24 protein-coding genes and 1 pseudogene are annotated in these 24855 nt (G+C 65.8%); 5 read left to right on the top strand and 20 right to left on the bottom strand.

The window, feature by feature from the left end; genetic code table 11:
• Positions 1–137 precede the first annotated feature (137 nt).
• From ACTG4K_RS17540 to ACTG4K_RS17500, 9 genes are all read right to left on the bottom strand, one after another.
• On the bottom strand, positions 138–1475 hold the full coding sequence (locus ACTG4K_RS17540; RefSeq protein ID WP_439115504.1) for a TAXI family TRAP transporter solute-binding subunit: 1338 nt from the start codon (positions 1473–1475) through the stop codon (positions 138–140).
• A gap of 138 nt (positions 1476–1613) precedes the next feature.
• Positions 1614–3197, bottom strand: coding sequence for a methyl-accepting chemotaxis protein (locus ACTG4K_RS17535; protein WP_439115503.1), 1584 nt, complete (start codon positions 3195–3197; stop codon positions 1614–1616).
• A gap of 244 nt (positions 3198–3441) precedes the next feature.
• On the bottom strand, positions 3442–3837 hold the full coding sequence (locus ACTG4K_RS17530; protein ID WP_439115502.1) for a copper-binding protein: 396 nt from the start codon (positions 3835–3837) through the stop codon (positions 3442–3444).
• 37 nt (positions 3838–3874) lie between these two features.
• Positions 3875–4351, bottom strand: a complete 477-nt coding sequence (locus ACTG4K_RS17525; RefSeq protein WP_439115501.1) for a DUF411 domain-containing protein — start codon at positions 4349–4351, stop codon at positions 3875–3877.
• Between the two features lie 35 nt (positions 4352–4386).
• Complete coding sequence (locus tag ACTG4K_RS17520) at positions 4387–4878, bottom strand: cupredoxin domain-containing protein (RefSeq protein ID WP_439115511.1); 492 nt, start codon at positions 4876–4878, stop codon at positions 4387–4389.
• Positions 4879–4941: 63 nt separating this feature from the next.
• Entirely contained in the window at positions 4942–6351 is a 1410-nt protein-coding gene (locus ACTG4K_RS17515) for a multicopper oxidase family protein (RefSeq protein ID WP_439115510.1), read from the bottom strand.
• A gap of 14 nt (positions 6352–6365) precedes the next feature.
• Positions 6366–7796, bottom strand: a complete 1431-nt coding sequence (locus tag ACTG4K_RS17510; RefSeq protein ID WP_439115500.1) for a hypothetical protein — start codon at positions 7794–7796, stop codon at positions 6366–6368.
• 82 nt (positions 7797–7878) lie between these two features.
• Positions 7879–8304 carry a hypothetical protein gene (locus tag ACTG4K_RS17505; RefSeq protein WP_439115499.1) on the bottom strand — a complete coding sequence of 142 codons (426 nt, stop codon included), beginning with the start codon at positions 8302–8304 and terminating at the stop codon, positions 7879–7881.
• Between the two features lie 32 nt (positions 8305–8336).
• Entirely contained in the window at positions 8337–8573 is a 237-nt protein-coding gene (locus ACTG4K_RS17500) for a hypothetical protein (protein WP_439115498.1), read from the bottom strand.
• Positions 8574–8657: 84 nt separating this feature from the next.
• On the opposite strand from ACTG4K_RS17500, the pseudogene ACTG4K_RS17495 reads away from it, so the two are divergent.
• Positions 8658–9089: pseudogene (locus tag ACTG4K_RS17495) on the top strand (MerR family DNA-binding protein).
• A 16-nt stretch (positions 9090–9105) separates the two neighbouring features.
• Here the strand turns inward: ACTG4K_RS17495 and ACTG4K_RS17490 are convergent.
• The 4 genes from ACTG4K_RS17490 to ACTG4K_RS17475 form a co-directional block, all read right to left on the bottom strand.
• On the bottom strand, positions 9106–9864 hold the full coding sequence (locus tag ACTG4K_RS17490; RefSeq protein ID WP_439115497.1) for an amino acid ABC transporter ATP-binding protein: 759 nt from the start codon (positions 9862–9864) through the stop codon (positions 9106–9108).
• A 24-nt stretch (positions 9865–9888) separates the two neighbouring features.
• Complete coding sequence (locus ACTG4K_RS17485; protein WP_439115496.1) at positions 9889–11007, bottom strand: amino acid ABC transporter permease; 1119 nt, start codon at positions 11005–11007, stop codon at positions 9889–9891.
• Between the two features lie 4 nt (positions 11008–11011).
• Positions 11012–12127, bottom strand: a complete 1116-nt coding sequence (locus tag ACTG4K_RS17480; RefSeq protein ID WP_439115495.1) for an amino acid ABC transporter permease — start codon at positions 12125–12127, stop codon at positions 11012–11014.
• Between the two features lie 147 nt (positions 12128–12274).
• A complete protein-coding gene (locus ACTG4K_RS17475) occupies positions 12275–13312 on the bottom strand; it encodes an amino acid ABC transporter substrate-binding protein (RefSeq protein WP_439115494.1) in 1038 nt (345 codons plus the stop codon).
• Positions 13313–13621: 309 nt separating this feature from the next.
• Here ACTG4K_RS17475 and ACTG4K_RS17470 point away from each other — a divergent pair, with 309 nt between their 5' ends.
• Genes ACTG4K_RS17470 through acuI form a run of 3 tightly spaced genes read left to right on the top strand, consistent with a single transcriptional unit; the run spans position 13622 to position 16630 of the window.
• Complete coding sequence (locus ACTG4K_RS17470; RefSeq protein ID WP_439115493.1) at positions 13622–15355, top strand: long-chain fatty acid--CoA ligase; 1734 nt, start codon at positions 13622–13624, stop codon at positions 15353–15355.
• 35 nt (positions 15356–15390) lie between these two features.
• Positions 15391–15663, top strand: coding sequence for a hypothetical protein (locus tag ACTG4K_RS17465; RefSeq protein WP_439115492.1), 273 nt, complete (start codon positions 15391–15393; stop codon positions 15661–15663).
• The gene (acuI, locus tag ACTG4K_RS17460; RefSeq protein ID WP_439115491.1) at positions 15629–16630 is read left to right on the top strand and encodes an acrylyl-CoA reductase (NADPH); all 1002 of its coding nucleotides are present in this window, start codon (positions 15629–15631) and stop codon (positions 16628–16630) included. The genes ACTG4K_RS17465 and acuI overlap by 35 nt, the downstream gene beginning before the upstream one ends.
• A gap of 96 nt (positions 16631–16726) precedes the next feature.
• Here the strand turns inward: acuI and ACTG4K_RS17455 are convergent, their stop codons facing one another.
• Together ACTG4K_RS17455 and ACTG4K_RS17450 are read right to left on the bottom strand one after the other, a co-directional pair.
• A complete protein-coding gene (locus ACTG4K_RS17455) occupies positions 16727–17584 on the bottom strand; it encodes a DUF2189 domain-containing protein (protein ID WP_439115490.1) in 858 nt (285 codons plus the stop codon).
• A 101-nt stretch (positions 17585–17685) separates the two neighbouring features.
• On the bottom strand, positions 17686–18138 hold the full coding sequence (locus tag ACTG4K_RS17450) for a bacteriohemerythrin (protein WP_439115489.1): 453 nt from the start codon (positions 18136–18138) through the stop codon (positions 17686–17688).
• Between the two features lie 178 nt (positions 18139–18316).
• Here ACTG4K_RS17450 and ACTG4K_RS17445 point away from each other — a divergent pair, with 178 nt between their 5' ends.
• A complete protein-coding gene (locus ACTG4K_RS17445) occupies positions 18317–19057 on the top strand; it encodes a 2OG-Fe dioxygenase family protein (RefSeq protein WP_439115488.1) in 741 nt (246 codons plus the stop codon).
• 18 nt (positions 19058–19075) lie between these two features.
• Here ACTG4K_RS17445 and ACTG4K_RS17440 read toward each other — a convergent pair whose 3' ends face one another.
• The 5 genes from ACTG4K_RS17440 to ACTG4K_RS17420 form a co-directional block, all read right to left on the bottom strand.
• The gene (locus ACTG4K_RS17440; RefSeq protein ID WP_439115487.1) at positions 19076–20587 is read right to left on the bottom strand and encodes a VWA domain-containing protein; all 1512 of its coding nucleotides are present in this window, start codon (positions 20585–20587) and stop codon (positions 19076–19078) included.
• Positions 20584–21966, bottom strand: a complete 1383-nt coding sequence (locus ACTG4K_RS17435) for an AAA family ATPase (protein WP_439115486.1) — start codon at positions 21964–21966, stop codon at positions 20584–20586. The genes ACTG4K_RS17440 and ACTG4K_RS17435 overlap by 4 nt, the downstream gene beginning before the upstream one ends.
• Before the next feature lie 186 nt (positions 21967–22152).
• Positions 22153–23337 (bottom strand): beta-ketothiolase BktB, encoded by a 1185-nt coding sequence (bktB, locus tag ACTG4K_RS17430; RefSeq protein WP_439115485.1) that lies wholly within the window; start codon positions 23335–23337, stop codon positions 22153–22155.
• 133 nt (positions 23338–23470) lie between these two features.
• Positions 23471–24061 carry a histidine phosphatase family protein gene (locus tag ACTG4K_RS17425; RefSeq protein WP_439115484.1) on the bottom strand — a complete coding sequence of 197 codons (591 nt, stop codon included), beginning with the start codon at positions 24059–24061 and terminating at the stop codon, positions 23471–23473.
• A 20-nt stretch (positions 24062–24081) separates the two neighbouring features.
• Entirely contained in the window at positions 24082–24855 is a 774-nt protein-coding gene (locus ACTG4K_RS17420) for an SDR family NAD(P)-dependent oxidoreductase (RefSeq protein WP_439115483.1), read from the bottom strand.

Below are 24855 nucleotides of genomic sequence, written 5' to 3'. Positions count from 1 at the left end.
CTGCGCTGCGGCCGCGCAGCCCCCACGCTCCGCCGCTGCGCGGGTCCCTGCCCCCCGAGGGGGTTGGCCTTGCTTGGGGCGGCCCTGCGCTGCGGCCGCGCAGCCCCCACGCTCTTCGTTGCGTGTGCTGCTCAGGGCTATGCCTTGCGCAGCAGCTTTTTTCTGACCAGGTGGATGTTGTTGCGCAGGGCGTAGAGTTCGTCGGTGTAGGACAGCGGCACCACGATTTTTTCGACTTTGCCTTCCATGTCGTCGAGCTGATCCAGCAGGGTTTGTACCGGGATGGCGCTTTCTTCTTTGGCACTTTCGTGACGCTGTTCGATATCGCGCAACTCGGCATACCAGCGAAACACGCGCGAACGGATGCGAAAGGTGTAGAGCGGGGGAACGATGCGCGAGAGCGGCAGCGCCAGCGCGATGATCAGGCCCATCGCCAGCCACATGCGTTCAATCAGGTTGGCCATCCAGAACGGCAAGTAGCGCTGCAAAAACGGGGGGCCGCTCTTGATGGCTCGCACCGCCTCGGGGGAGATGGGCACTTCGCTGTGTTCCAGGCTGGGGTATTCGCGGGCCCGGCTGAACCAGCCCGGGCGGCCGTGCAGACCGGTGGACGCCTGGGCAAAAAGTTGCAGGATGGCCGGGTGCGTCTTGGCGCTGGTGAGCAGGCTGGTGGTGGACGCCACCAAGCGCACGTCGCGGGTGGGAATGTCTGCGGCCAGGTCGACCACACCTTGCGGCATGACCACCGGCGTGAGGTACCCAAAGCGGCGCGAATACGCTTCGCTCTGGGCAAAGTCCATCAGCTTGATGCCGGGTGTTTGCAGCAGCATCTGCACCATCAGCGACTCGGGTGCCGAGGCGAACACCACAGCGTCGAGTTCGCCATTCAGAAACGCCACGGTGGCTGGCGTTTGTTCCAGCTCGCTGAGCTGGATCTGGCTGGGGTTGATGCGGTTGACGTCGAGCAGGGTGGAAAACAGCCGGGGCACGCCACTGCCCGGTGTGCCGACGTTGACACGCCAGCCCTGCAAGTCGGCCAGGTTGGCCACCGTGGGTGTGCGGTTGAGCCGTTGCGCAGCCTCTTCGCGGTAAAACAGCCACAAGGGCTCCACAAACAGGCTGCCCAGCGAGGCAATGGATTCCTCGTCGTCGTAGCCAATGTCGGCGGTGCCGCCTTGCACAAAGCCCAGGTCGGCCTGGCCCGAGCGCAGCAGTTCCAGGTTGGCCGATGAGCCTTCAGACGGCAGCAGTTCGACCGTGATGCCGTAGCGTTGCAAGGCTTCGGCGTAGCGTTTTCCAAACTCGTCGTAAGCGCTTTGGGCCGGGCCGGTGGCCAGTACCACCCGTTTGGGCGGGTTGGGGTCGAGCCACCAGTAGGTCAGGGCCAGCAGGGTGGCTGTGAGCAGGGCTACGGGGCCAATAGACACCGCCAGGTCGCGCAGCGACAGCAGGGTGTAGCGAATGTTTTGGGGCATGCTGCGACATTAGCACGGGCTCCACGAGCCTCCCCGCGGCACCCGCTTTTTTGTGCCCTGCGATGCCGGGGCGGCTTGGTCGACCGGCACCGGGGAGGTCGATCCACGGAGCGCGATGGGCAGTGCGTCCGCCAGGGTTCACCGCAGGGCCGCGGCCCGCTTGTCCAGTCGGAAAATTTGTACCGCCTCGTGCATGACCTGCGCTTGCGACTGCAGCGAGCCCGCGGCGGCGGCCAGTTCTTCGACCATGGCCGAGTTTTGCTGGGTGACCGAATCGAGTTGACCCACCGCCTGGTTGATCTGCGCGATGCCCAGCGACTGCTCGGTGGTGGCGCTGGTGATTTCTGTGATCAGCCCGCTGACTTGTTCGACCGCGCCCACCACGTTGCCCATGGTCTGGCCCGCACTGTGGACCAACTGGCTGCCGTGGGCCACTTTGCTGGCCGACTCGTCGATCAATACCTTGATCTCTTTGGCGGCGCCCAGTGTGCGCTGTGCCAGGTTGCGCACCTCGGCAGCCACCACGGCAAAGCCCCGGCCCTGCTCGCCCGCGCGGGCCGCTTCCACCGCAGCGTTGAGCGCCAAAATGTTGGTCTGGAATGAAATGCCGTCAATGACCTGAATGATTTCCCCGATGCGGCTGGATGAGCGGCTGATGTCGTCCATGGTGCTGACCACCTGACCCATGGCTTCGTTGCCCTGGCGCGCCACGGTGGCGGCCCGCTGCGCGAGCACCGCCGCTTCGCGCGAGGTGTTCGCGCTTTGTTGCACGGTGCTGGTGAGCTGCTCCATGGAGGCGGCCGTTTCTTCCAGGCTGCTGGCTTGTGACTCGGTGCGCGAGGACAGGTCTTGGTTGCCGCTGGCGATTTCATTGGATGCCACCTGCACGCCTTCGACCTCGTGGCGCACATCCGACACCACCGCCTGCAGGTTCACGTTGAGCTGGTTGAGCGCGCGCCCGAGATCGCCGAACTCACCGCCCGCCTGACCTTTGAATCGGGCCGAAAGGTCGCCTGCCGCCATGAGGTTGGCGAACAAAACGGCGTCGTGTAGGGGACCCACCATCTGGCCCCGCAGCAAAAATGCGGCGAGCCAGGCCAAGGCCACCAGCACGCCCGCGCCTGCCAGCAGCGCGGTGTTGCCCAGGCTGGACAAGCCCGCACCGAGGGCCATGCCCATGAGCGCGAGCACGCCACAAATGAGGGCGATGCGCCGGCCCAGCGTGAGCTGGCTGGCGCGTTGCAGTGTGCCCGCCAGCCCGGTGCGCACCACGCGCCCACGGTGCAGCGCCACCTGGGCGCGGCCGCTTTCGGCTTCGCTGCGCATGCGGGCATAGAGGGTTTCGGCAGCTTGAATTTGCTCGCGGGTGGGTTTGGTGCGAACCGACATGTAGCCAGCCGCTTTCCCGTTTTCCATGATGGGCGTCGCGTTGGCTACCACCCAGTAGTGGTCGCCATTTTTGCGCCGGTTTTTCACCAGGGCCGACCAGGGCGATCCACTGTCCAGCGTGGCCCACATGTCCCGGAAGGCTTCGGTCGGCATGTCGGGGTGGCGCACCAGGTTGTGGGGCTGGCCGATCAGCTCTTCTCGGCTGTAACCGCTGACCGCAATGAAAGCCGGGTTGCAATAGGTGATGTGGCTTTTCAGGTCGGTCGTGGAGACCAGCGTGACACCGTCCGGGATGACAAATTCGCTCTGTGTGATAGGCAGGTTGGTGCGCATGGGGTCATCCGATCATTTCAATAGTTGATTGATTTTCGTCAAATGGACACAAGACTTGAGGCCGTTCATCTTGAATGCTGACCGTTCAAGCCCCTGAGTCTGGTGGCGCACCCCGATTGGAAAGGGCGAATGAAAAGGGCTTTGTGATGCCTGTTCTTGGCCCAGCCGCCTGTCTTTACCCAGGCATGGCATGGCGTGCTGCCGTGTCACGCTTGGGTATGCGTACCGCTCGTGCGTTTGGCCTTCAGGGCGCGGGTTCGAGTTCCAGCACGGTGTAGTTGCCGTTGACCCTGTCGGCCTTGAAACGAACCCGGTCTCCGGCTTTCAGGTTGCCCAGTAGGGCTTTGTCTTGCAGCTGAAACACCATGGTCATGGGGGGCATGTCCAGGTTTTTGATGTCGCCGTGCTTCAGGCTGATCTTGCCCGCTGCAGTATCGACCCGACGCACTTCGGCCTCGGCCCATGGCAGGCCGCCGTTGCTGGCGGTTTCAATGGTTTCAGTGGTTGCGACTGGAGCGGGCGTGCCTTGGGCGGGGTTGTGCGTTTGTGCAAAAGCCCAAGCGCTGCCCAGCAGCAGAGCTAGCAGGGCGGTGGCGCGGTAACCGTGCTTTGTGGTCTTCAAGGCGTTGGGTGTTTTCATGTTCGTGATTCCGTGGTGTGAGGTTGCAGCGGCTGGGTCAGCCGCGGAAATACGACTGGTAGACGCGGCTGCTGCCATCAGTCAGCACCAGCACCACGTCGTAAGGGTCTTTGCGGGCGCCGTATTCCGGGCCGTCCATGCCCGGGCTGCCCACGGGCATGCCGGGCACGGCCAGGCCAATGGCCTTGGGCTTTTCGGCCAGCAGCCGGCGGATTTCACGGGCGTTCACGTGGCCCTCCACGACGTAGCCGCCAATGAGCGCCGTGTGGCACGAGCCGTATTTGTCGGGCAGACCCAAGCGCTTGCGCACCGCCGTGTTGCCGGTGTCAAACGCCTGCACCTGAAAACCGTCGCGCTTGAGGTATTCCACCCAGTCTTTGCAGCAGCCGCAGTTGGGGTCTTTCCAGACCTGAAGCACCGGCAGGGCCGGGGTGGTTTGGGCGCTGCCCAGAGCGGGTAGCAGCGCCAGGCCCGCCAGTGCGGGGGTGGCGAGCAGCAAGGAACGTCGTTGCATGAGAGGTCTCCAAAATGGGTTGAAAGTGGCTCGAATCAAGCCGGGCGCACGCGCACGGTGCCGCGCATGCCGGCTTCAAAGTGGCCCGGAATCAGACAGGCAAATTCGAAGTCCCCGGCGCGGTTGAAGGTCCAGACGATGTCGCCCCGTTGGCCTGGGGAGACATGGGCCATGTAGGGTTCGTCGTGCTCCATGCCGGGGTGCTTTTTCATCATCTCGGCGTGCGCGGCCAGTTCTTCGCGCGTACCAATGACGATTTCGTGCATCACCCGGCCCCGGTTCACGGCGCGCAGGCGCAGGGTTTCGCCCTCACGCACGTCCAGGTGGTTGGGCGTGAACTTCATGTCGTCGGTCATGCGGATGTCGACCGTACGTTGGGCCTCGCTGGGTTCGGCGGCAATACCCCAGGGTTTTTGTTCTTTCACCACGGGGCCCGTTTTCATGTGGCCGTCGTGGCGTTCGCCGTGGGCTTGAGCGGCTGTGGGCAGCCAGGCGGTGGTGGCCAGCGGCAAGAGCGGTAGGCCCATGAGCAGTTGTTGAAAGCGGCGCCGGGTCGGTGCGGGTGTGTGCATGAGGTGCGTTCCTTGGGTTCAGTGGTGGCCGCCATGGCCTTGCGGTTTGCGGGCTGTGCCGGCCGGTGCGGTAGGGGTTGATGACCGGGCTGGGGTGGCAGCGCTGGCGGGTGGTGATGCCTGGGCGGTGGGTGTGTCCACCTCGCGGGCCCGTGTGCCGGGCGGCTGCTGGTACCAGCCGGGGTCGGTGTAATCGCCGGGTTTCTGGTCGGCTCGCACTTTCAGCGTGGTGAACATGCCGCCCATGCCAATGGGGCCGTAAGGGCCGGTGCCGCTCATCATGGGGAAGGTGTTGTGCGGCAGCTCCATCTCCATCTCTTTCATGTCGGCCATGCCGCGCTCGCCCATGACCATGTAGTCGGGCACGGCCTTTTGCAAGCCGTTCACCAGGCCCCGGTGGTCGGCACCGATCATGGTGGGCACGCCGTGGCCCATGGCGCCCATGGTGTGGTGGCTCTTGTGGCAGTGCATGGCCCAGTCGCCGGGTTCGTCGGCCAAAAATTCGATCTGCCGCATCTGGCCCACGGCCACATCGGTGGTCACTTCGGGCCAGCGCGCGGTTTTGGGCACCGGGCCGCCGTCGGTGCCGGTCACTTCAAATTCAATGCCGTGGATGTGGACCGGGTGGTTGGTCATGGTGAGGTTGCCCACGCGCACCCGCACCCGGTCGCCCAGCCTCGCTACCAGCGGGCTCAGGCCCGGGAAAACGCGGCTGTTGAAGCTCCAGATGTTGAAGTCCAGCATGGTGTTCACCTGCGGCGTCATGCTGCCAGGCTCCACGTCAAAAGCATTGAGCAAAAAACAGTAGTCGCGCTGCACGTCGTCAATGAGCGGGTGTTTTTGCTTCGGGTGCGTAACCCAGAAACCCATCATGCCCATGGCCATTTGCGTCATTTCGTCGGCGTGCGGGTGGTACATGAAGGTGCCGGGGCGCCGCGCTTCAAATTCATAAACAAAGGTTTTGCCGGCGGGTATGTAGGGCTGGTTGAGGCCGCTCACCCCGTCCATGCCGTTGGGCAGGCGCTGGCCATGCCAGTGGATGGTGGTGGGCTCGGGCAGGCGGTTGGTGACAAAGATGCGCACTTTGTCGCCCTCCACCACTTCAATGGTGGGGCCGGGGCTCTGGCCGTTGTAGCCCCACATGTTGACCAGAAAGCCGGGCGCCATTTCGCGCACCACTGGCTCGGCCACCAGGTGGAATTCTTTGACGCCCTGGTTCATGCGCCAGGGCAGGGTCCAGCCGTTGAGTGTGACCACAGGGTTGTAGGGGCGTCCCGCACCGGTGACGCCGGGCGGCGTCCAGGGTGGTGCGGTGTCGGCGCTGGTGTGTTGCACCGCTTCGGGCAGGGCGGCCAGCGCCACGCGGCTGACGCTGGCAGCGGCCACGGCGGTGACGGCAGCGCCCGCGAAGAAGTTTCTGCGGTTCATGGTTTGCGTCATGGTCAGTGTCCTTTGGGTGCGGTGCTGGCGCCGCCGCTGCGGGCGGACGGGGTGCCGGGGCTCTGGTAGTCACCGCCGGCGAGCAGGGCTTGCCAGGCGGAGTGGGCGAGCCAGAAGTCGCGGCGCGCCTGGTGCGCCGCGTCGAGCGCCAGCAGGCGCTCGCGGGCCTGGGCCAGCAGGTCCCAGGTGCTTTGCAGCATGCCGTTGTAGCGCAGCAGGGTTTCTTGTTCCAGCGTGGTTTGCAGCGGGCTGACCACCTCTTGGGCGTGGCGGGCGCTGGCGTGTTGGGCTTGCAGTTGCGACCAGGCCTCACGCGCCATGGACCGGCGCTCGGCGGCCGCCTGCAGCAAGGCGGATTCGGCGCGAACCGCACGTTCCAGGGCGTGGTCTCGCAACAGCGGCAGGTTGTTGATCTGCGGTGCGGCCCAGGGCGCATCCTGGCCCGCTTTGGGGTCGGTTTTGAGGGCCGCGTCAACCGCTTGGTGCCAGGCCGCCAGCCGCTCGGGCGGCACAGCAGCCAGCTGGCGGCGTGCCTCGGTGAGCTGCCAGGCCAGCGTGGGGTGGCTGCGCAGCGCAGCTGCTTCCACGTCGGCCGGGCTGATGCCCGGGCCAGGGGTGACTTGCTCTGGCAGTGCCGGCAAGCTGGCCGGCAGGCGCTGCAGCAGGCTGGTCATGGTGTCGCTGTCCCACAGGCCCAGCAGACGCGCGAGTTGTTCATTGGCGCTGGTGTGCGCTTGCTGGGCCTGCGCTGCGGCCTGTTGGGTTGCGGCCTCTTGCACCTGTTCGCGCAGCAGTTTGGCCTGGCTCCAGTTGCCGGCCAGCACCATGCGCTGGCCCAGTGCCACCCCGGTGCTCGCGGCGGACAGTGCATCGCTCATCAGGCGCAAGCTGTGGCGGGCGGTGACGGCTTCAACCCAGGCGCCGTGCACCGCTTGCACATGGGCCACATAAGCCCGCTGCACCTCGGCGCGCTCGGGCTCGCTCATGCCGGCGTGGGCCAGCAGGGCTGGGCGGTGGCGCAGGGAAATGCGCACGGCCTCGGCTGCGTCGAGCGTGGGCGCGGTGGATGCGGTTGCTTCGGGGGCCGGTGTGCTGGCGCGGTTTTGCGCTTCCCAGCGAAGGATGTCGATGTGTCCACGCGGGAACTCGGCCACACGCTGGTTGGCCTGTTGCCAGATGGCGCGTGCACGTTCGATGTCGTTGGGCAGCCCCAAGGGCTGGGCGGGCGCGGTGGGCCGCATCACCGGCACGGTGACGGCGGTTGCGGGTGTGGCGGGGTCGGCCGCGCGCAGCGCTGCCGATGGCTGGGCCAGCGCGGGTGCTGCACACAGCAGGGCGGCCCACCAGAGGGGGGCGAACGGCACCCGGACGGACGGTTGCTGGGGGCTGTCCGCTGGTGTGCGGAGCGGTAAATGGCGCCTAAAAACAGGCATGGGGATCTCCTGGCAAAACAAACCAGCGCCCACCGCGCAAGCCCCCGTGGGGCTGCGGCAGGCGCACTTCGGGCTTGAAGGCTCAGGAAATGGGTGGCTTGATGCCTTGCTGCAGCGCAACGCTGGCAAAGCGTTCGGCAGGCAAGGTCAGCAGGGCGTGGACCTGTGACACATGAGGCGCCAGGGGCGGCGACACCCCCAATGCGGGGCCATTGCACACGTCGCAGGCGCTGTGCTGGTGGTGGTCGGGCTGCTGCAGGGCATCGGCAGGGTGTGTGCCCATGCCGTGTGCACTGTCATGCCCATCGGATACAGCATTCGCGTGCAAAGGCATTCCAGCGGCGTGGTCGGGGCAATCCGGGTGCGCATACGTGCCTGTCGATGGGGGTGCTGCTGCGGCCACTGCGCTGGCCGCGGGGTGCCCGAGCATGGACACCGCCATGGCGTCGCCCACCCAGGCGCGCAAGGGCAGCAGGGCAATCATGAGGGCGAGCAGCAGGTGACGCATGGATATGGATGATAAAGGCGCGAGCGGAAAGTTCAGTGGGTGTGGGGCATTCCCACGGTCTGAGGCGCCTCGGCGGGTTGGTGCGGTGAACCCTGCGCCAGCTCGGCCCGCGCCTGGCGCACCACGGATAGACCCGCTGTGAGCGCCAGCACGGCCATGATGGCGGCCACCGCCAGATTGGGCCAGGCCGCGCCGGTACCCAACACGCCGAGTGCCGCCGCCATGACTGCGAGGTTGGACAGCGCGTCGTTGCGCGAGCACCGCCACACGCTGCGTATTGTTGGCGTCGCCGGTGCGAAACGCACACAGCAGAACGGCCACGCCCGCGTTGGCCAGCAGCGCCTGTATCCACAGTGCCGCAACACCGCATTGGCGAAGCCGCCCGGCGCTCGGGCGTGAGCGCCGCCAACATCCGCTGTCGCGCAGGCTCCTAGGCCGGTGCCGGCAACGGCTACCGGTTGTACAGCGATGTCGATATGCACCGTTTGCGCTTCATTCGGCAGTGCTGCGCGCTGGACATGTCGCTGGACGCGGTACGCACCCTGCTGGCGCTGGAACTCATTAAGAAGGCCGATTGCGCCACCGCCAGCGCCGCGCTGGACGCGCACCTGGGCCATGTGCGCCAGCGTTTGGCCGAACTGCGCGCCGTTGAAAAAGACTTGCTGGCACTGCGCAAGCGTTGCGACGGCTCGGACGACCATTGCCACATCATTGAAGCGCTGCGCCAGCGTGCCGACGAGGTGGTGCCGGTGGTGGCTGCGCCCGCCGGGCACCACCATGTCTAGAGTGGGCTGATCTTGCTCAGTGACCCAGGATCTTTGAGAGGAAGTCCCGGCTGCGCTCGTTTTGCGGGTTGTTGAAGAATTCGTGTGGCGTGTTTTGCTCCACGATCTGGCCCTGGTCCATGAAGATCACGCGGTCGGCCACGGCCTTGGCGAAACCCATTTCGTGCGTCACGCAGATCATGGTGATGCCCATGTTGGCCAGCTCGATCATCACGTCGAGCACCTCTTTGATCATTTCCGGGTCCAGCGCGGACGTTGGCTCGTCGAACAGCATGATCTTGGGCGTGAGGCACAGCGCCCGCGCAATGGCCACGCGTTGCTGCTGACCACCGGAGAGCTGAAGCGGGTATTTGCTGGCCTGTTCTGCAATGCGCACGCGCTGCAGTTGCTGCATGGCGCGTTCTTCGGCTTCCTTTTTGGGCATCTTGCCGACCCACATGGGTGAGAGCGTGAGGTTTTCCAACACGGTCAGGTGCGGAAACAGGTTGAACTGCTGAAACACCATGCCCACGTTCTTGCGCACCTGGTCAATGGCCTTGATGTCGTCGGTCAGTTCGATGCCGTCCACCGTCAGGTGGCCTTGCTGGTGCTCTTCCAGGCGGTTGATGCAGCGGATCAGCGTGGACTTGCCCGAGCCCGACGGGCCGCACACCACGATGCGTTCGCCTTTGGCCACGGAGAGGTCGATGTCCCGCAGGACGTGAAAGTCGTTGCCGTACCACTTGTTGACTTTGTCGAAGCGGATGATGGGTTCAAGAGCGGGTGATGCGGTCATGTTGTTGTTCCTTCTGGTGCGCTGTCAGCGGGCTTTGCTGCTGCTCAACTGCTTTTCAACCCACAGGCTGTAGCGCGACATGGCAAAGCAGAAAGCGAAGTAGACGAGGGTGATGAACAGGTAGGCCTCGATCTTGAACGGGCGCCATTCCACATCGGAGTTCAAGGCCAGCGACAGGGCGCCGGTGAGCTCGTACATGGACACGATGGTGACCAGCGAGGTGTCTTTGAAGATCGAAATGAAGTTGTTCATGATGCTGGGCACCACCATGGCCAGGGCCTGGGGCAGCACCACCTTGCGCTGCGTCTGCCAGTAGCTCAGGCCCAGCGTGTCGGCGGCTTCCAGCTGCCCTTTGGGTATGGCCTGCAAGCCACCGCGGATGATCTCGGCCATGTAGGCCGCAGCAAACAGCGTGATGCCCACCACCACGCGCGTGAGCACGTCGATGGACACACCCTGCGGCATGAACAGCGGGAACATGAACGAGGCCATGAACAGCACCGAGATCAGCGGTACGCCGCGCACCAGTTCGATGTAGACCACGCAGACCGAGCGGATGGCCGGCAGGTGGCTGCGGCGACCCAGGGCCACCACGATGGCCAGCGGAAACGCCAGGAAGATGGACACCGTAGCCAGCAAAACCGTGAGCGGCAGGCCGCCCCACAGGTCGGTGCGCACCGACGACAAGCCCATGACGCCGCCACCCATGAGGGCAAAGAACACCGCCATGATGCCCACCCACATGATGGCCAGCCAGGGCTTCCAGAACACCCGGATGCAGCTGACCACCAGCCCGACCAGCATGAGGCTGGTGGCCAGCACCGGGCGCCAGTGCTCTTCAAAAGGATAGCGCCCGAGCAAGATGAGGCGGTATTTTTCGGCCACCACGCCCCAGCAGGCGCCGGTGCCTCGGGCGGCCTGGCAAGCGCTGGCATCAGGCGCGAAAACGGCTTGCACCACGCCCCACTGCAAGATGCCCGGCAGGGCGTAAATGCCGAGTGCCAACACAAACAGGGTGGTGAGCGTGTTGCCGATGCTGCTGAACAGGTTGCTCCGGGCCCAGGCCACCAAACCGGTGGTGCGCACCGGCGAGGGGCGGGGCGCTATGGGGGTGAATCCCGTGTTGGATGTGTGGGTGTTCATGGTTTCAACGCTCCTTGATCGCGCTGCGGGCGTTGTACCAATTCATGAACACCGAGGTGCTCAACGAGGTGGTGAGGTAGACCAGCATGATGATGGCGATGCACTCGACCGCACGGCCGCTTTGGTTGATGGTGGTGTTGGCCACCGAGACAACGTCCGGGTAGCCCACGGCCACGGCGAGCGACGAATTTTTGGTCAGGTTGAGGTACTGGTTGGTCAGCGGCGGAATGATCACGCGCATGGCCTGGGGCAGCACCACCAGGCGCATGGTGTGCTTCGGGTTAAGCCCCAGTGCGCTGGCTGCCTCGGTTTGCCCGCGGCTGACCGACTGGATGCCACCGCGCACCACCTCGGCCACAAAGGCTGCCGTGTAGGTCACCAGCCCGATCAACACGGTCAGGAACTCGGGCGTGGCGGCCGCGCCACCGTCCACCATGAAAACCAGCTGCTCTGGCAGGTCCCATTGGGTCGGCATACCGCCCAGCAGCCAGCCCACCACGGCGAGCACCAGCACCAGGGCCAGCGGTGCCCAGAGGCGGTCACCTTCCTGGCCGGTACGCTCGAAACGGCTGAGCATGCGCCGGCGCCAAACCGCTGCGGCCACCAGGCCCGCCATGGCGCCCAACAGCACCCAGCTCCAACCCACACCCGCGCTGGGCCAAGGCATGGAGAAGCCGCTTTTGCTGAGGAAAAAGCCGTCAAATGCGTTCCAGGCTTCGTTGGACGGTGGCAGCACCTCCAGCATGAACAGGTACCACATGAGCAGCTGCAGCAGCACGGGAATGTTGCGAAACAGCTCCACGTAGCCGTAGCAGAGGCCGCGCAGGAGGCCATTGCGCGAAAAGCGCCCCACGCCGATGGCCACGCCGATCAAGGTGGTGAAGACGATGCCCAGAATGGCCACTTTGAGCGTGTTGAGCACGCCCACACCAATGGCGACCGCGTAGTTCTGGCTCGGGTCGTAGGGGATGACGGTTTCGCCGATGTCAAAGCCGGCGGGGGCGCCCAGAAAGTCAAAGCCGCTGGGGATGCCCCGTGCCGCCATATTGACCTGGGTGTTGTGCGACAGAAACCCAATGGCCAAGGCCACCATGATCAGGGCTAGCAGCTGAAACAGCACGCCACGGGTGGCCCGGCTATTCAGCGACCAGCGCTTTCGTGCAAGAGGAGGTGGAACTGTGCTCACAACCGCCTTTCAGGAAAATAGGAGGGTATAAAAAAACCGAGACATGGAGCCAGTCCAGTCCCGGTTTCGCGGTGCAAACAATCAGCGGACCGGTGGTGCGTACATCACGCCGCCGTTGTTCCACAGGTTGTTGATGCCGCGGGGCAGGCCGATGGTGGTTTTGGGGCCCACATGGCGCTCAAACTGTTCGCCGTAGTTGCCACCGGCCTTGATCGCACGCAGCGCCCATTCCTTATCCAGGCCGATCAGCTTGCCGGTGTCTTCGTTGCCGGCACCCAGCAGGCGCATCACGCTGGGGTTTTTGCTCTCGGCGCGCATTTTGTCGGCATTGGCCTGGGTGATGCCAAACTCCTCGGCTTCCAGCAAGGCATTGCCGACCCACTTGACGATGGCAAAGAAGTCGTCGTCACCGCGGCGCACCATGGGGCCCAGGGGCTCCTTGGAAATGAGCTCGGGCAGGATCACGTGGTCAGCCGGGTTGGCGGCTTGCTTGGAGCGGTACGAAGCCAGGCCCGATGCGTCGGTGGTGAAGGCCTGGCAGCGGCCGCTGAAATAGGCCGCCGTGGTGGCTTCGGCGTTGTTGAACACCACGGGCTTGATGTTGAGGTTGTTGGCGCGGGAGAAGTCGGTCAGGTTCAGCTCGGTGGTGGTGCCGGCTTCTACGCACACGGTGGCGCCCTTGAGCTGTTTGGCGCTTTTCACGTTCAGCTTCTTCGGCACCATGAAACCCTGGCCATCGTAGAAGTTGATGCCGGCAAAGTGCAGGCCCAGCGACGCGTCGCGGGTCATGGTCCAGGTGGTGTTGCGCGACAGCATGTCGATCTCACCCGACTGCAGGGCGGTGAAGCGCTGCTGTGCGGTCAGCGGCACAAAGCGCGCTTTGTTGGGGTCACCCAGCACGGCGGCGGCCACGGCACGGCAAGTGTCCACGTCCAGACCAGCGTATTTTCCCTGGCTGTCGGCGGCCGAGAAACCCGCCAGACCGGTGCTGGCGCCGCAGATCAATTCACCACGTTTCTTGATCGCGTCGAGGTCTTTGCCGGCATGGGCTGGCAGGCTGACCAGGGCCGCAGCAGCGCTCAGACCAAGGGCGGTCAGCTTCAGGGAGTTCATCGTCATCAGGGGTTTCTCCGTACGTTGGTTGGATGCACATATTTCGGCGCTTGTGCACCACAGGGGTGCTCTTTGCGACCGCTCAGCGACTGTAGCCGTGCCCTCAGGGCGAAGGCATCGGGGTTTACGTGGGCAGGTTATGCAATGAACTCATAACACCATGGCGGTACAAGTCCTCCCCAGCCACGTTCGCCCGTTGGTACTTGCACGTTCCGTGCCACATTGCGTGGTCCCACGGGCGACATGCCGTGTTGTCCCATCTGCTGTGTGGCTCGTATGCTTTGGCGCACAAGACACGCTGCTGGAGACAAACCCATGAACAGCCACACCAACGCTGCCGACGCAGCTCCCCAAGCCGTGCGCCCGCACCACCGCTTCTGGCCCAAGCGCCTGCCGCACCGCATCGCGCCGCCCGCCACTTCGTTGTGGGACAACCTCGTGATCAGTGCGCGCCGTTACCCCGACAAGCCTGCGCTGGTGTTTTTTGACCAGGTAACCACCTACCGCGAACTGCTGGAGCAGGCCGAGCGCCTGGCGGCTCACCTGCACACGCAGGGCGTGCAGGCCGGCGACCGGGTGATCCTGCTGATGCAAAACGCGCCCCAGTGGGTGGTGGCGCATTTCGCCATCCTGCGTGCCAACGCCGTGGTGGTGCCCGTGAACCCCATGAACCGCGCGGCCGAGCTTGGCCACTACATCACCGACCCGGACGTGAGGGTGGCCATTTGCGCCGCCGACCTGGCCGGCGAACTGCTCAAGGCCAACGCCGAGCTGCCCGACGCACTGCGCCTGCAGCACCTGGTGGTGGCGCACTACCACGACGCCATGGGGCCGCAGGCCGACATTCCTCCTGCCTGGACCGACTGGCTTGCCACGCGGCACCCGCTGCCCAGCGCGCCGGGCGCCAGCGTGGTGGACTGGGCCGACGCCCTGCGCTGCACCGAGGCGCCGCCACAGCACAACCGCCAGCCTGACGACCTGAGCGTGTTGCCCTACACCAGTGGCACCACCGGCTTGTCCAAAGGCTGCATGCACACCCATGCCAGCCTGATGCACAACGCCGTAGCCGGCTCGCTGTGGGGCAGCAGCACGCCTGAAAACGTTTCGCTGGTCGTGGTGCCCATGTTCCACATCACCGGCATGGTGGTGGGTATGCATGCGGGTGTTTACACCGGGGCTACGTTGGTGGTCATGCCGCGCTGGGACCGCGAACTCGCTGGGCGGCTGATCTCGAAGTGGCGCGTGACCCACTGGTCCAATATCCCCACCATGGTGATCGACCTGCTGGCGAGCCCCAATTTTGCGCAGTACGACCTGTCTAGCCTGGTGTTGATTGGTGGCGGTGGGGCCGCCATGCCGCAGGCGGTGGCGCAGCGCCTGTGGGAGCAATACGGCTTGCGCTATGCCGAGGGCTACGGACTGACCGAAACCGCAGCGCCTTCGCACAACAACCCGCCCGACGCGCCCAAGCAGCAGTGCCTGGGCATACCGTTCATGAGCGTGGACGCGCGCGTGGTGGACCCGGACACCCTGCAAGAAATGCCGCAGGGCGAGGCGGGTGAAATCATCATCCGCGGGCCATCGGTGTTCTCGGGTTACTGGAAACGGCCCGACGCCACTGAAGCCGCTTTCATCACGTTTGAAGGCCAGCGCTATTTCCGCTCGGGCGATCTGGGCCGGGTGGACGAAGACGGGTACTTTTTCATCACCGATCGCCTCAAACGCATGATCAACGCCAGCGGCTTCAAGGTCTGGCCGGCCGAGGTGGAGGCGCTCATGTTCCGCCACCCGGCCATTGCCGAAGCCTGTGTGATCTCCACCCAGGACGCCTACCGCGGCGAGAGCGTGAAGGCGGTGGTGGTGCTGCGCGACAGCGCGCGCGGCCAGACCAGCGAGCAACACATCATCGACTGGTGCCGCGAAAACATGGCGGTGTACAAATGCCCGCGCACCGTACAGTTTGTCGATGCCCTGCCCAAGAGCGGCAGCGGCAAGGTGATGTGGCGGCTGCTGCAAGAGCAGGAGCCCAAACCCTTACCCGCGCCCTGAGGGGCTGCAAGTTCACGGAGGCGGCACAATGCGCCATGCATTTCCTGGCTCCCTCCGTACAGCGCCTCTGGCAGCCCCGCAAGCCCCTGTTCTGGTTGGTCATCACCTTCAACGTGCTGTCCTCCGCCATGGCTTGGGTGCTTCACCTCGCCAAGCCCGAAGGCGTGTTGCTGGTCATGCTGACCCTGCTGGCGCTGACCAACACCGGCGTCGGGTGGTGGCTGCTGTGGCGCCTCTGGAAAGAAACCCCAACCCCACCCACTGGAGAAAAACATGTTCAAAGCCCTGTTGATCAACAAGACCGATGACGCCGGTTACCGCTGTGCCCTGACCGAACTGGATGAAGCGCAGTTGCCCGCCACGGGCGACGTGACGGTGCAGGTGGCCTGGTCCACGATCAATTACAAAGACGGTCTGGCCATCACCGGCCAGTCACCGGTGGTGCGCAGCTTTCCTATGGTGCCCGGCATCGACTTCGCGGGCACCGTGACGGCCAGCAGCCACCCCCGCTGGAAGGCGGGTGACCAGGTGTTGCTCAATGGCTTTGGGGTGGGTGAAAACCACTGGGGCGGCCTCGCGCAAATGGCCTGCGTCAAAGGCGACTGGCTGGTCGCCCTGCCGGCTGGCCTGAGCGCACGCGACGCCATGGCGGTGGGCACGGCGGGCTATACCGCCATGTTGTGCGTGATGGCCTTGCAGCGGCACTGGGCCGACAACGGCATGGCCCCTGGCAGCGGCGAGGTGCTGGTCACTGGCGCCAACGGCGGTGTGGGCAGCGTGGCCGTGGCCTTGCTGGCCGGGTTGGGGCATACCGTGGTTGCATCCACCGGGCGGCCGCAAGAGTCCGATTATTTGAAGTCGCTCGGTGCACGTGAGGTGATCGACCGCGCCAGCCTGAGCGCGCCCGGCAAACCGCTGCAAAAAGAGCGCTGGATCGGTGTGGTGGATTCGGTAGGCAGCCACACCCTGGCCAACGCCTGCGCCAGCACGCGGTACGGCGGCGCCGTGGCTGCTTGTGGGCTGGCCCAAGGCATGGACTTGCCGGCCAGCGTGGCACCGTTCATCTTGCGCGGCGTCACGCTTTACGGCATTGACAGCGTGATGGCCCCCATGGCCAAACGCGAAGCCGCCTGGGCGGCCCTGGCCAGCACGCTGGACCGCCAGCAGCTCGCGTCCATCACCCGCGAAATTCCCCTGGCCGATGCGGTGGCCGCTGGTGCCGATATTTTGGCCGGCAAGGTGCGCGGGCGGCTGGTGGTGAATGTGAACGCTTGAACCAGCGGTGAGACGAGGAGCCCGGGATGAGGGTCCCGGGCCGCAGCACTGGGTTACCTCATGCAAGGCCACCGGCCATGGCCGAGCGTGGGGGTCTTATGCCTGATGGGGCACGATGTGCCGGTAGGCGTGCCAGGTGGCGTGCCCAATGACTGGGCCGGCAATGAACAGGCCCAGGAAAGCGGGCAGCATCGCCAGGCCGATCAGCAACGTGATCAGCGCGCCCCACACCAGCATCACGCCGGGGTTTTGCAGGCAAGCCCGGATGCTGGTGAGACCAGCCGACACGGCGTCGGTCTTGCGGTCCATGATCATGGGAATGGAAATGACGCTGGTCACGAAAATGAGGCCAGCGAAGAAGCCACCCACCACCGTGTAGGTGATCAGGAAGCCGATGTTTTCCGGGTTGAGCAGCTGCGGCAACAGCTTTTCGGTGGATGGCATGGTGTTGAACGTGACCGCAAAAACCACCAGCGAGGCACGGCCCCATATCAGTTCCAGGATCAGCAACACGCCGGCAAAAATGCCCATGGTGCCTTTCGTGGGCCGCCAGGCCTGCAGCGAGGCACGCAGCGAAGGGCGGTGCGAATGGGTCTGCATCGCCTTGCTGGCGTCGTACAAGCCCAGGCACAAAAACGGCCCCATCAGCAAGAAACCGGCGCTCAGCGCCAGCACATAGGCCGGTGCGCTCTGAAAGACCGCCAGCAAGGCATGGCCCATGGCGAAGAAGCACAGGCCGTAGAACAGGCCAATGCGCGGGCAGCGTTTGAAATCGGCCCAGCCCAGTTGCAGCCACTCAAACGGGTCGGATGGCTTCAACTCGGCCAGTGGCAGTGAAAACACCGAAGGCCCGCGAGGGGCCTCGGCGGGCTGGTTGTCGCTCTGGGGGGTGTCTGCTGGCGCCTCGGGTCTGTCGGGCAGGTCGTTTGCAGCGGCGTGGATGGCTTCGGCCATGGGAATCTCCTCGTATCGGAGCAATATAACCATCGCCGAATATGGATTTCACATGGTTTACCCCATACCCACCCGGGTTTTTTTGGTCGGCGGGTTGCTGCTCAATGCGGCGCCCTGCCGCCGCGCTGTGCAGCCGTTCCTTGGCTGGCAGTGCCGCTTTTGGGCGTCGTGGCGCTGCGTCGCATGTGCAGGGCCAGTGCAGCGTCTTGGGCCTGGGTGTGTTTGGCAAACCAGGCGGCCAGCTCAAAGGCCATTTCGCGCACCGCAGCGAGTTGCCCGCTGCGCGCCTGCGCCAGCCCTTCGCGCAGCAGGTTGAGCACCACGCGGTGCTGCAGGATGTGACTGGGCGCAGCCGAAAAGCCGGTGCGTTGCATCCAGTCGTCTTCCCATTCAAACTGCGCCATCGTGTGATTCACCAGTGCCATCCAGGCTTGGGGCAAGGCTTCATCGGGGGCTTGCTGAGCCTGGGCCAGCAGGTCTACAAAGGTGTGGTGCAGGGTATCGATGGGTTCGAAATCCAGCACCAGCGCATCGGTCCATTCAATTGTGCTCATGGCCATCTCCTGTGCGTCACCACGTCATCACCACGTGTCGGTAAGACACAGCTTGACACCCAGCGCCAGCAGCCGTTTTGATCCAGCGCAGTAACTGTGCGCGCAACCCTTTGCCCTGGTCGGGCGATGGGCCTGCGCACGGGCAGGGTGGTGCATCGGCCCGGTACACTGCCGGCCCATGACCAGCGAATTTCAACCGCCTTATGTGCCCCTGTCCGGGGTGCCCAGCGCCCTGCAAACCGGGGGCTTTGCCCTGTTGGGCCCCGCCGATGTGCAGCAGTGGCTGCCTGCCTCGCCCACCGAGCTGGAAACCCTGCACGCTGGCTGGAACGACTTGCCGCCCGATGCCTACCTGAAGGATGGTGGCCGTTACCGCCGCCGGCGCCACAGCTGTTTTGTGGTGGACGGCGCCGAAGTGCGTGCGGTGCCGCACCGCGCCCACTGGCAGCCGCTGGAATACAACGCCTTGCACGGCGGCATGCAGCGCTGGTTTGAGTCCATGCAGCCCGAGCTCCTGGCGCTGCCTGTGTGGAGCCGCTTGCTGGCCCAGGTGGGCGAGGCGGTGTCTGCGCTGCGCGGGCGCCAGCCCTGGTTTGTCGAGGCCCACAGCTTTCGCATCGACACCACCGACGGCATTGGCCGTCCCACGCCCGAGGGCGCTCACCGCGATGGCGTCGACCTGGTGGCGGTGTTCATGCTCGGGCGCCACCGCATCAAGGGGGGCGAAAGCCGGGTGTTTGAGGCAGAGGGCCCCAGCGGCCAGCGCTTCACGCTGCAGGAGCCCTGGTCGCTGCTGTTGCTGGACGACCAGCGCGTGATCCATGAGACCACGCCGATCCAGCCGATGGAGCCGGGCGCACTGGGCTGGCGCGACACGCTGGTGCTCACTTACCGCCAAGGCGCGTTTCAGGGCGACTGAGCGCCGCTGCGCGGCGTGTCACCGCCGTATGGCGTTGGGGAAATACATCGCGGTGAGGCTGCGGCTGTGGACTGGTGAAAAGTTGTCGGCCACGGCGCTGGCACCGCTGCCGTAGCGCCGCCACTCGCGCACCCAGTACAGGTGGTCGCACACCTCCAGCAGGCCAATGGTTTCCCGGTCACCAATAAGCACGCCGTGGGCGCGCAGGGCCAGCCGTTCTTTGGCTTCGCGCAAGTGCTGCAGCGTGGCGGGGGTCACGCCAAACTCACCGTCGCTCACGATCAACAGGTCGGCTTCCTGCCAGCCCGCCGTCTGCACCAGCGCAATCGCGCGTTCGATCGGGGTCTGCACGTCGGTCCCGCCGTCAAAACTGAGGCCCATCAGGTCAAGCAGGTGCGCAAGGCCTTCGGCGTCCAGCGCCAGGTCGCGCTCCAGCAGCTCGTGGGGGCCGCCAAACGCCAGCAACCGGCAGGGGCGCCGGCTGGCGTGGGCGCTGCGCAGCGCTTGCAGCACACAGGCCTTAGCCACGTTTTCCGGCGCGCCGCGCATGGAGCCCGAGGTGTCCAGGCAAACGATCAGAGGACCGCGCCCGGCGTGGGTGGGCACGGCGCGCTGGGTTGGCGGGTCCGGTTGGGGCATGGGACGCTGTGCGGGCGCGCGGGCGCGGTCGTCGTAGCTCAGCAGCTGCGCTTCGGCAAAGCGTGCGCGCCACAAACGACGCAGGCCGGGGTGGGTGAGGTTGAGGCTTTCGGCGCCGGTCATGCGGGCCAGGTTGCGCGAGCGGCGAACACCGTCCACCACGGTGGGCTCCGGGCGCCGCTCGGCTTCGTCGGCCGGGTGTCGTGCGGCCGGTGTGTGGGCTTTGGGGTCGGGCTGGGTGTGGCGGGCGGGTGGTTGGCTGCGTGATGCATCTCGGCGGCCCACACCGTCAATGAAAGCCGCCAGCGCAGGCAGGCGCTGAAGCAACTCGCCCATGCGCCTGGCTTCCTGCCATTCGCGGCGGTTGAGCTGGCCGGCCAGATCGTCCCAGCGCATCTGCGCCAGGTCGCCCAGCGACTGCAGCAGCGCCAGCGCCTCTTCCCAGCCCCGGCGCTGCACGTCCCAGCTGTCGCGAAACTGGGTTTGCATGTGCTCGATGGCCTGCGTACGGGGCATGCTGGCGGGCCGGTCGATGAGGCTGTCCAGGTGCCAGAGCACGCTCTGCAACACCTGCTGGGTCAGCGCTGGGCTGTGGCGGGTGAGGGTCAGCAGGTCCAGCTCGGCCAGCAGGGGACGCAGCGCCTGGCTGGCCCATGGGTCGCCAAAATCGTGCGCTGGGTCGGGCAGGGTACCGTCCATGAGGGCGGTTTGCCAATGCGCCAGTTCGGGCATTCGGTGGCTGGGCGTGCCGCTGCTGCACACCACCGCCCAGCGCCACAGCGCGCGGGGCAATGCGTTCAGCTGGTGGTAGGGTTGGTCCGGGTGTCTCGGGGCTTGGACCGGCTCGGGCGCTGACGCGGCTGAGGGCGTCGGCCCGTTCGTCGGTGTCATGGCACGTTCCAGTGCACTGGAGCGGGGAGGGCGGTCAACGCTTCGTCCACCGGCAGAGCGGCAAATCCGTTGCGGGTGGACTGGTGCTGCGCACACAGGCTCGCCAGGTGGCCACAGCGTTCGGCGTGTGTGGCCTCGATCTGCAGCAGCCAGGAGGGTGGCAGCCAGGGGTGCGCGCGGGCCTGTGCCAGTACCGCGTGCGCCAGCGCCAGCCAATCGCCGTGCAGTGCCAGCAAGCGTTGCAGCAGTTCGTCGCACTGCGCCACACGGGCTTGAATGTGGACCGGGCTGTAGCGGCGCATAGCGCGTTCGCTGGTGATGCGCACCATTTCGCTTTCTTCGCCCGGGCGGGTGATGGCGCGCGCCAGCGCCAGTTTGCCGGCGCTGTCATCTTGCGCGTCGGGCGGGGCGCGGCGCTCGGTGTCCAGTTGTGCGTCAAAGGCCTGCACGGCGCGTTCCAGGCCGTCCAGCGGCAAGGGCGCGGTGTGTGCGACCGTGTGCATGAAAAGCGTGGTCCAGCCTGGCACTTGCGCCGGGTCGGCCGCGAGCACGAAAGGCAGCAACCACAGGTCCCAGGGGCTGATTTCGCGGGCACCCCGGCTGGCTGCCTGCAATTGCAGCAGGGCCACCAGCTGGCGCCAGCGGCGGTCTGACACCGTTTGGCTGGTGTCGCAGGCGTGTTGCCGGGCCTGGAGCAGCAGAGTCAGCCCGGCGTCTCCCAGGCTGACCGCTGGCGCGCGCTCACGCAGGGCCTTCAGGTCGGCCGGGTTGATCAGCGCATTGGCCGGGGTGCCACCCGCGCAGGGCGTATCGGCCAGCAGCAAGGCGGTGAAATGCGCGTCGTCCACCGGCTGCACCGGCACGCGCAGCAGGAAACGGTCGTAAAACGCCAGCAGGCTGTCGTCTTGCGGTTGTTCGTTGCTGGCACCCACCAGGCACACCAGCGGCACGGGCAGGCGCTGGCTGCCGTTGTCAAACTGGCGTTCGTGCAGCAGGCCGAGCAGGGTGTTGAGGATGGCTGAGTTGGCCTTGAATACCTCGTCCAGAAAAGCCACCTCGGCGCTGGGCAGGTAGCCCTCTGTCAGGCGCTCGTAGCGGTCGTCTTCCAGCGCGCGCAGCGAGAGCGGGCCAAACAGCTCTTCGGGCACGGTGAAGCGCGTGAGCAAACGCTCAAAATAATGCGCGCCGGGCAGAAGCCGCTGCAGGCGGCGCGCCAGCTCGCTCTTGGCGGTGCCGGGCGGCCCGAGCAACAACACGTGTTCGCCCGCCAGCGCGGCCAGCAGCAGCGCCCGCGCCGCCACGTCGCGCTGCAGCAGGCCGCGCTCCAGCTCGGCCAGCATGGGCGCCCAGACAGCGCCAGAGGTGTATTCACGCGTCATGGAGTGCGGATTGAAGCAGAAAGACAAACGGCCCCAGTGTTTCCAGCGTCAGCGCCCCCGTCAAGACCCACAAAGGTGAATCCATCCATCTCCGGAGCGCGTGCCCGAGCCGAGGATGCGGCGGAACTGGCTCCGCCAGGCCGCTCGCATCGCCCCCTTGGGGGTGACGCGAAGCGACGCGGGGGGTTACATCCGTTCAAACACTGCCGCAATGCCCTGGCCGCCACCAATACACATGGTGACCAGCGCGTAGCGGCCCTGGATGCGCTGCAGTTCGTACAGCGCCTTCACCGTGATCAGCGCACCTGTGGCGCCAATCGGGTGGCCGAGCGAAATACCCGAGCCGTTGGGGTTGACCTTGGCCGGGTCCAGGTCCAGCTCTTGGCTCACGGCGCAGGCTTGGGCCGCAAAGGCTTCGTTGGCTTCGATCACGTCCAGGTCGTTCACGCTCAGGCCGGTTTTCTCCAGCACCAGGCGCGTGGCCGACACCGGGCCCATGCCCATGATTTTGGGTTCCAGGCCGGTGTGGGCGTAACCCACCAGGCGGGCCAGCGGCTGCAGGCCGCGGGCCTGGGCGGCCTTGCTGTCCATCAGCACCACGGCAGCGGCGGCGTCGTTCAGGCCCGAGGCGTTGCCGGCGGTCACGGTGCCGTTTTCTTTGATGAACACCGGCTTGAGCTTGGCCATGTCGGCCAAGGTGCAGTTGGGGCGGTAGTGTTCGTCGGTGTCATAGGCCACCTCGCCTTTGCGGCTCTTGAGCATGACCGGCACGATTTGCTCTTTGAAGCGGCCTTCTTCAATGGCCACCTGGGCGCGGTTGTGGCTTTGCACGGCCAGCGCGTCTTGCATATCGCGGGTGATGCCAAATTGGGCGGCCACGTTTTCAGCCGTCACGCCCATGTGGATGGTGTGGAACGGGTCGTGCAGCGCCCCGACCATCATGTCCACCATCTTGGTGTCGCCCATGCGGGCACCCCAGCGGGTGTTGAGCGAGGCGTAGGGTGCGCGGCTCATGTTTTCAGCACCGCCGCCAATGGCGATGTCGGTGTCGCCCAGCAAAATGCTCTGGCTGGCATTGACGATGGCCTGCAGTCCCGAACCGCACAGGCGGTTGACGTTGTAGGCGGGCGTGCTCTGGGCGCAACCGCCGTTGATGGCCGCCACGCGCGAGAGGTACATGTCTTTGGGTTCGGTGTTCACCACATGGCCAAACACCACATGGCCCACGTCTTTGCCTTCCACCCCGGCGCGCGCCAGCGACTCGCGCACCACCAGGGCGGCGAGTTCGGTGGGGGGCGTGTCTTTGAGGCTGCCGCCAAAGGTGCCAATGGCGGTGCGGGCTGCGCTGACGACGACGACTTCTCTGCTCATGGGGTATCTCCTGCTTGTGGTGGTTTTGGGTGTGTGATCGTGCGATCAACAGGCAATGGTATGCGCCGCTGCCTTACACCGAACTTGTCGCAGGTCAAACAGGGGACGAATGGGGCCGCCAGCGCTCAGCTGCTCACACCAGCTGGCGTGCCAGCACCTGGAGCCGGTCGCCGCCCGCGCTGGCACGGGTTACAAAGATTTCGCCCATGGACGGGTACTCGCCGGTCAGCGACGAGATGTTCACCTGGTGCGTCACCAGCACCAGGTTGCGGGGGGCTCGCAAGCTGGTCACCCCTCGCAGCACCGCTCGGGTTTGCTCGGGGCCGCTGTTGTCTCTGAAAAACGAGTTGACCGGCGCCCACACGGTGTGGCGGCCAAACGCCAGGTCGGCGGTCTCGGTGCAGCGGCACCAGGCGCTGGAGCGCACCTCGTCCACGCGGATGGCCTCGCGCTCAAAGGCCTGGCCCACCCGCTTCGCCTGCTCGCGGCCGGCCTCGCTCAAGTTGCGCTGCGTGCTGCAGTCACCCAGCCGAAAGCCCGGTGGGTCGCCAATGCCGGGCATGGTCTGGGCGTGGCGCATCAGCACCACACAACCGCCAGCGCGCAGCAGTCCCCAGAAATCGGCCTCGGTTTGCGCCCTGGCTGCCGGCAACAGCGCACCGCCGGCCGCCCAGCCCAGTGCGGCGCGAACGAAGCAGCGGCGGGGCAGGGGGTTGGGGGGCATGGGGTTCTCCTGGGTGGGTTTCAGTCCCGCACGTCGGCCACCGGCTGGGCACCAAAGTCGGGGCGGTCCAGCCAGGCGAGCACGCGGGTGGCAGCGGTGTCGGGCGGTGTGAGCTGGCCTTGACGCTGGAGTTCCACAAAACGCTGCAGGTCGGGAAATTCGGCGGGGTCGCCGGCGCGCAAATGCACCTGCATGTCGGTGTCGATCACACCTGGGGCCAGCGAAACCAGGCGCGCGCCGTGCGGCCGTTGGGCTTCGTCCAGCGCGCAGCAGCGGGTGAAATGGTCCATGCCGGCTTTGGCGGCGCAATAGGGCGCCTGCGCGGCTAGGGCGTGGCGGCCCAGCCCGGACGAAATGTTGAGCACCTTGCGCGGCCCTTGCCAGCCTGTGGCGACCCAGGCACCGGTGGCGCGCAAAAAGGCGGCGGTGAGCTGCATGGGGGCTTCCAGGCCCACGCGCAAGGCGGCTGAAAGCTCTTCGGGTGGGCAGGCGTCCAGCGGGCCAATGCGCGGGATCATGCCGGCGTTGTTGATGAGCGTGGCGCTGCGCAGCGCGTTTGCGTCCAGGTTGGCCAGCCACGCCTGCAGGCGCTGGGCTGCGCCAGTGGTGTCGTTCAGGTCTTGCGCCCATTGGGTGAGCGGCGCGTTCAAGCGCTGGGCTTCAGCGGCCAGGGCTTCGTGGGTTCCCCGCGAAATGCACAGCAGGTGCCGGCTGGGGCTGAGCAGCTGGCGTGCCATGGCCAGGCCCATGCCGCGAGAGGCGCCGGTGAGGATGGTGATGTCGCGCAACGTCAT

It is taken from the genome of Hydrogenophaga sp. (assembly GCF_965657535.1).
GTDB lineage: Bacteria > Pseudomonadota > Gammaproteobacteria > Burkholderiales > Burkholderiaceae_C > Hydrogenophaga.
This window is presented reverse-complemented; position numbering and strand designations above follow the sequence as displayed.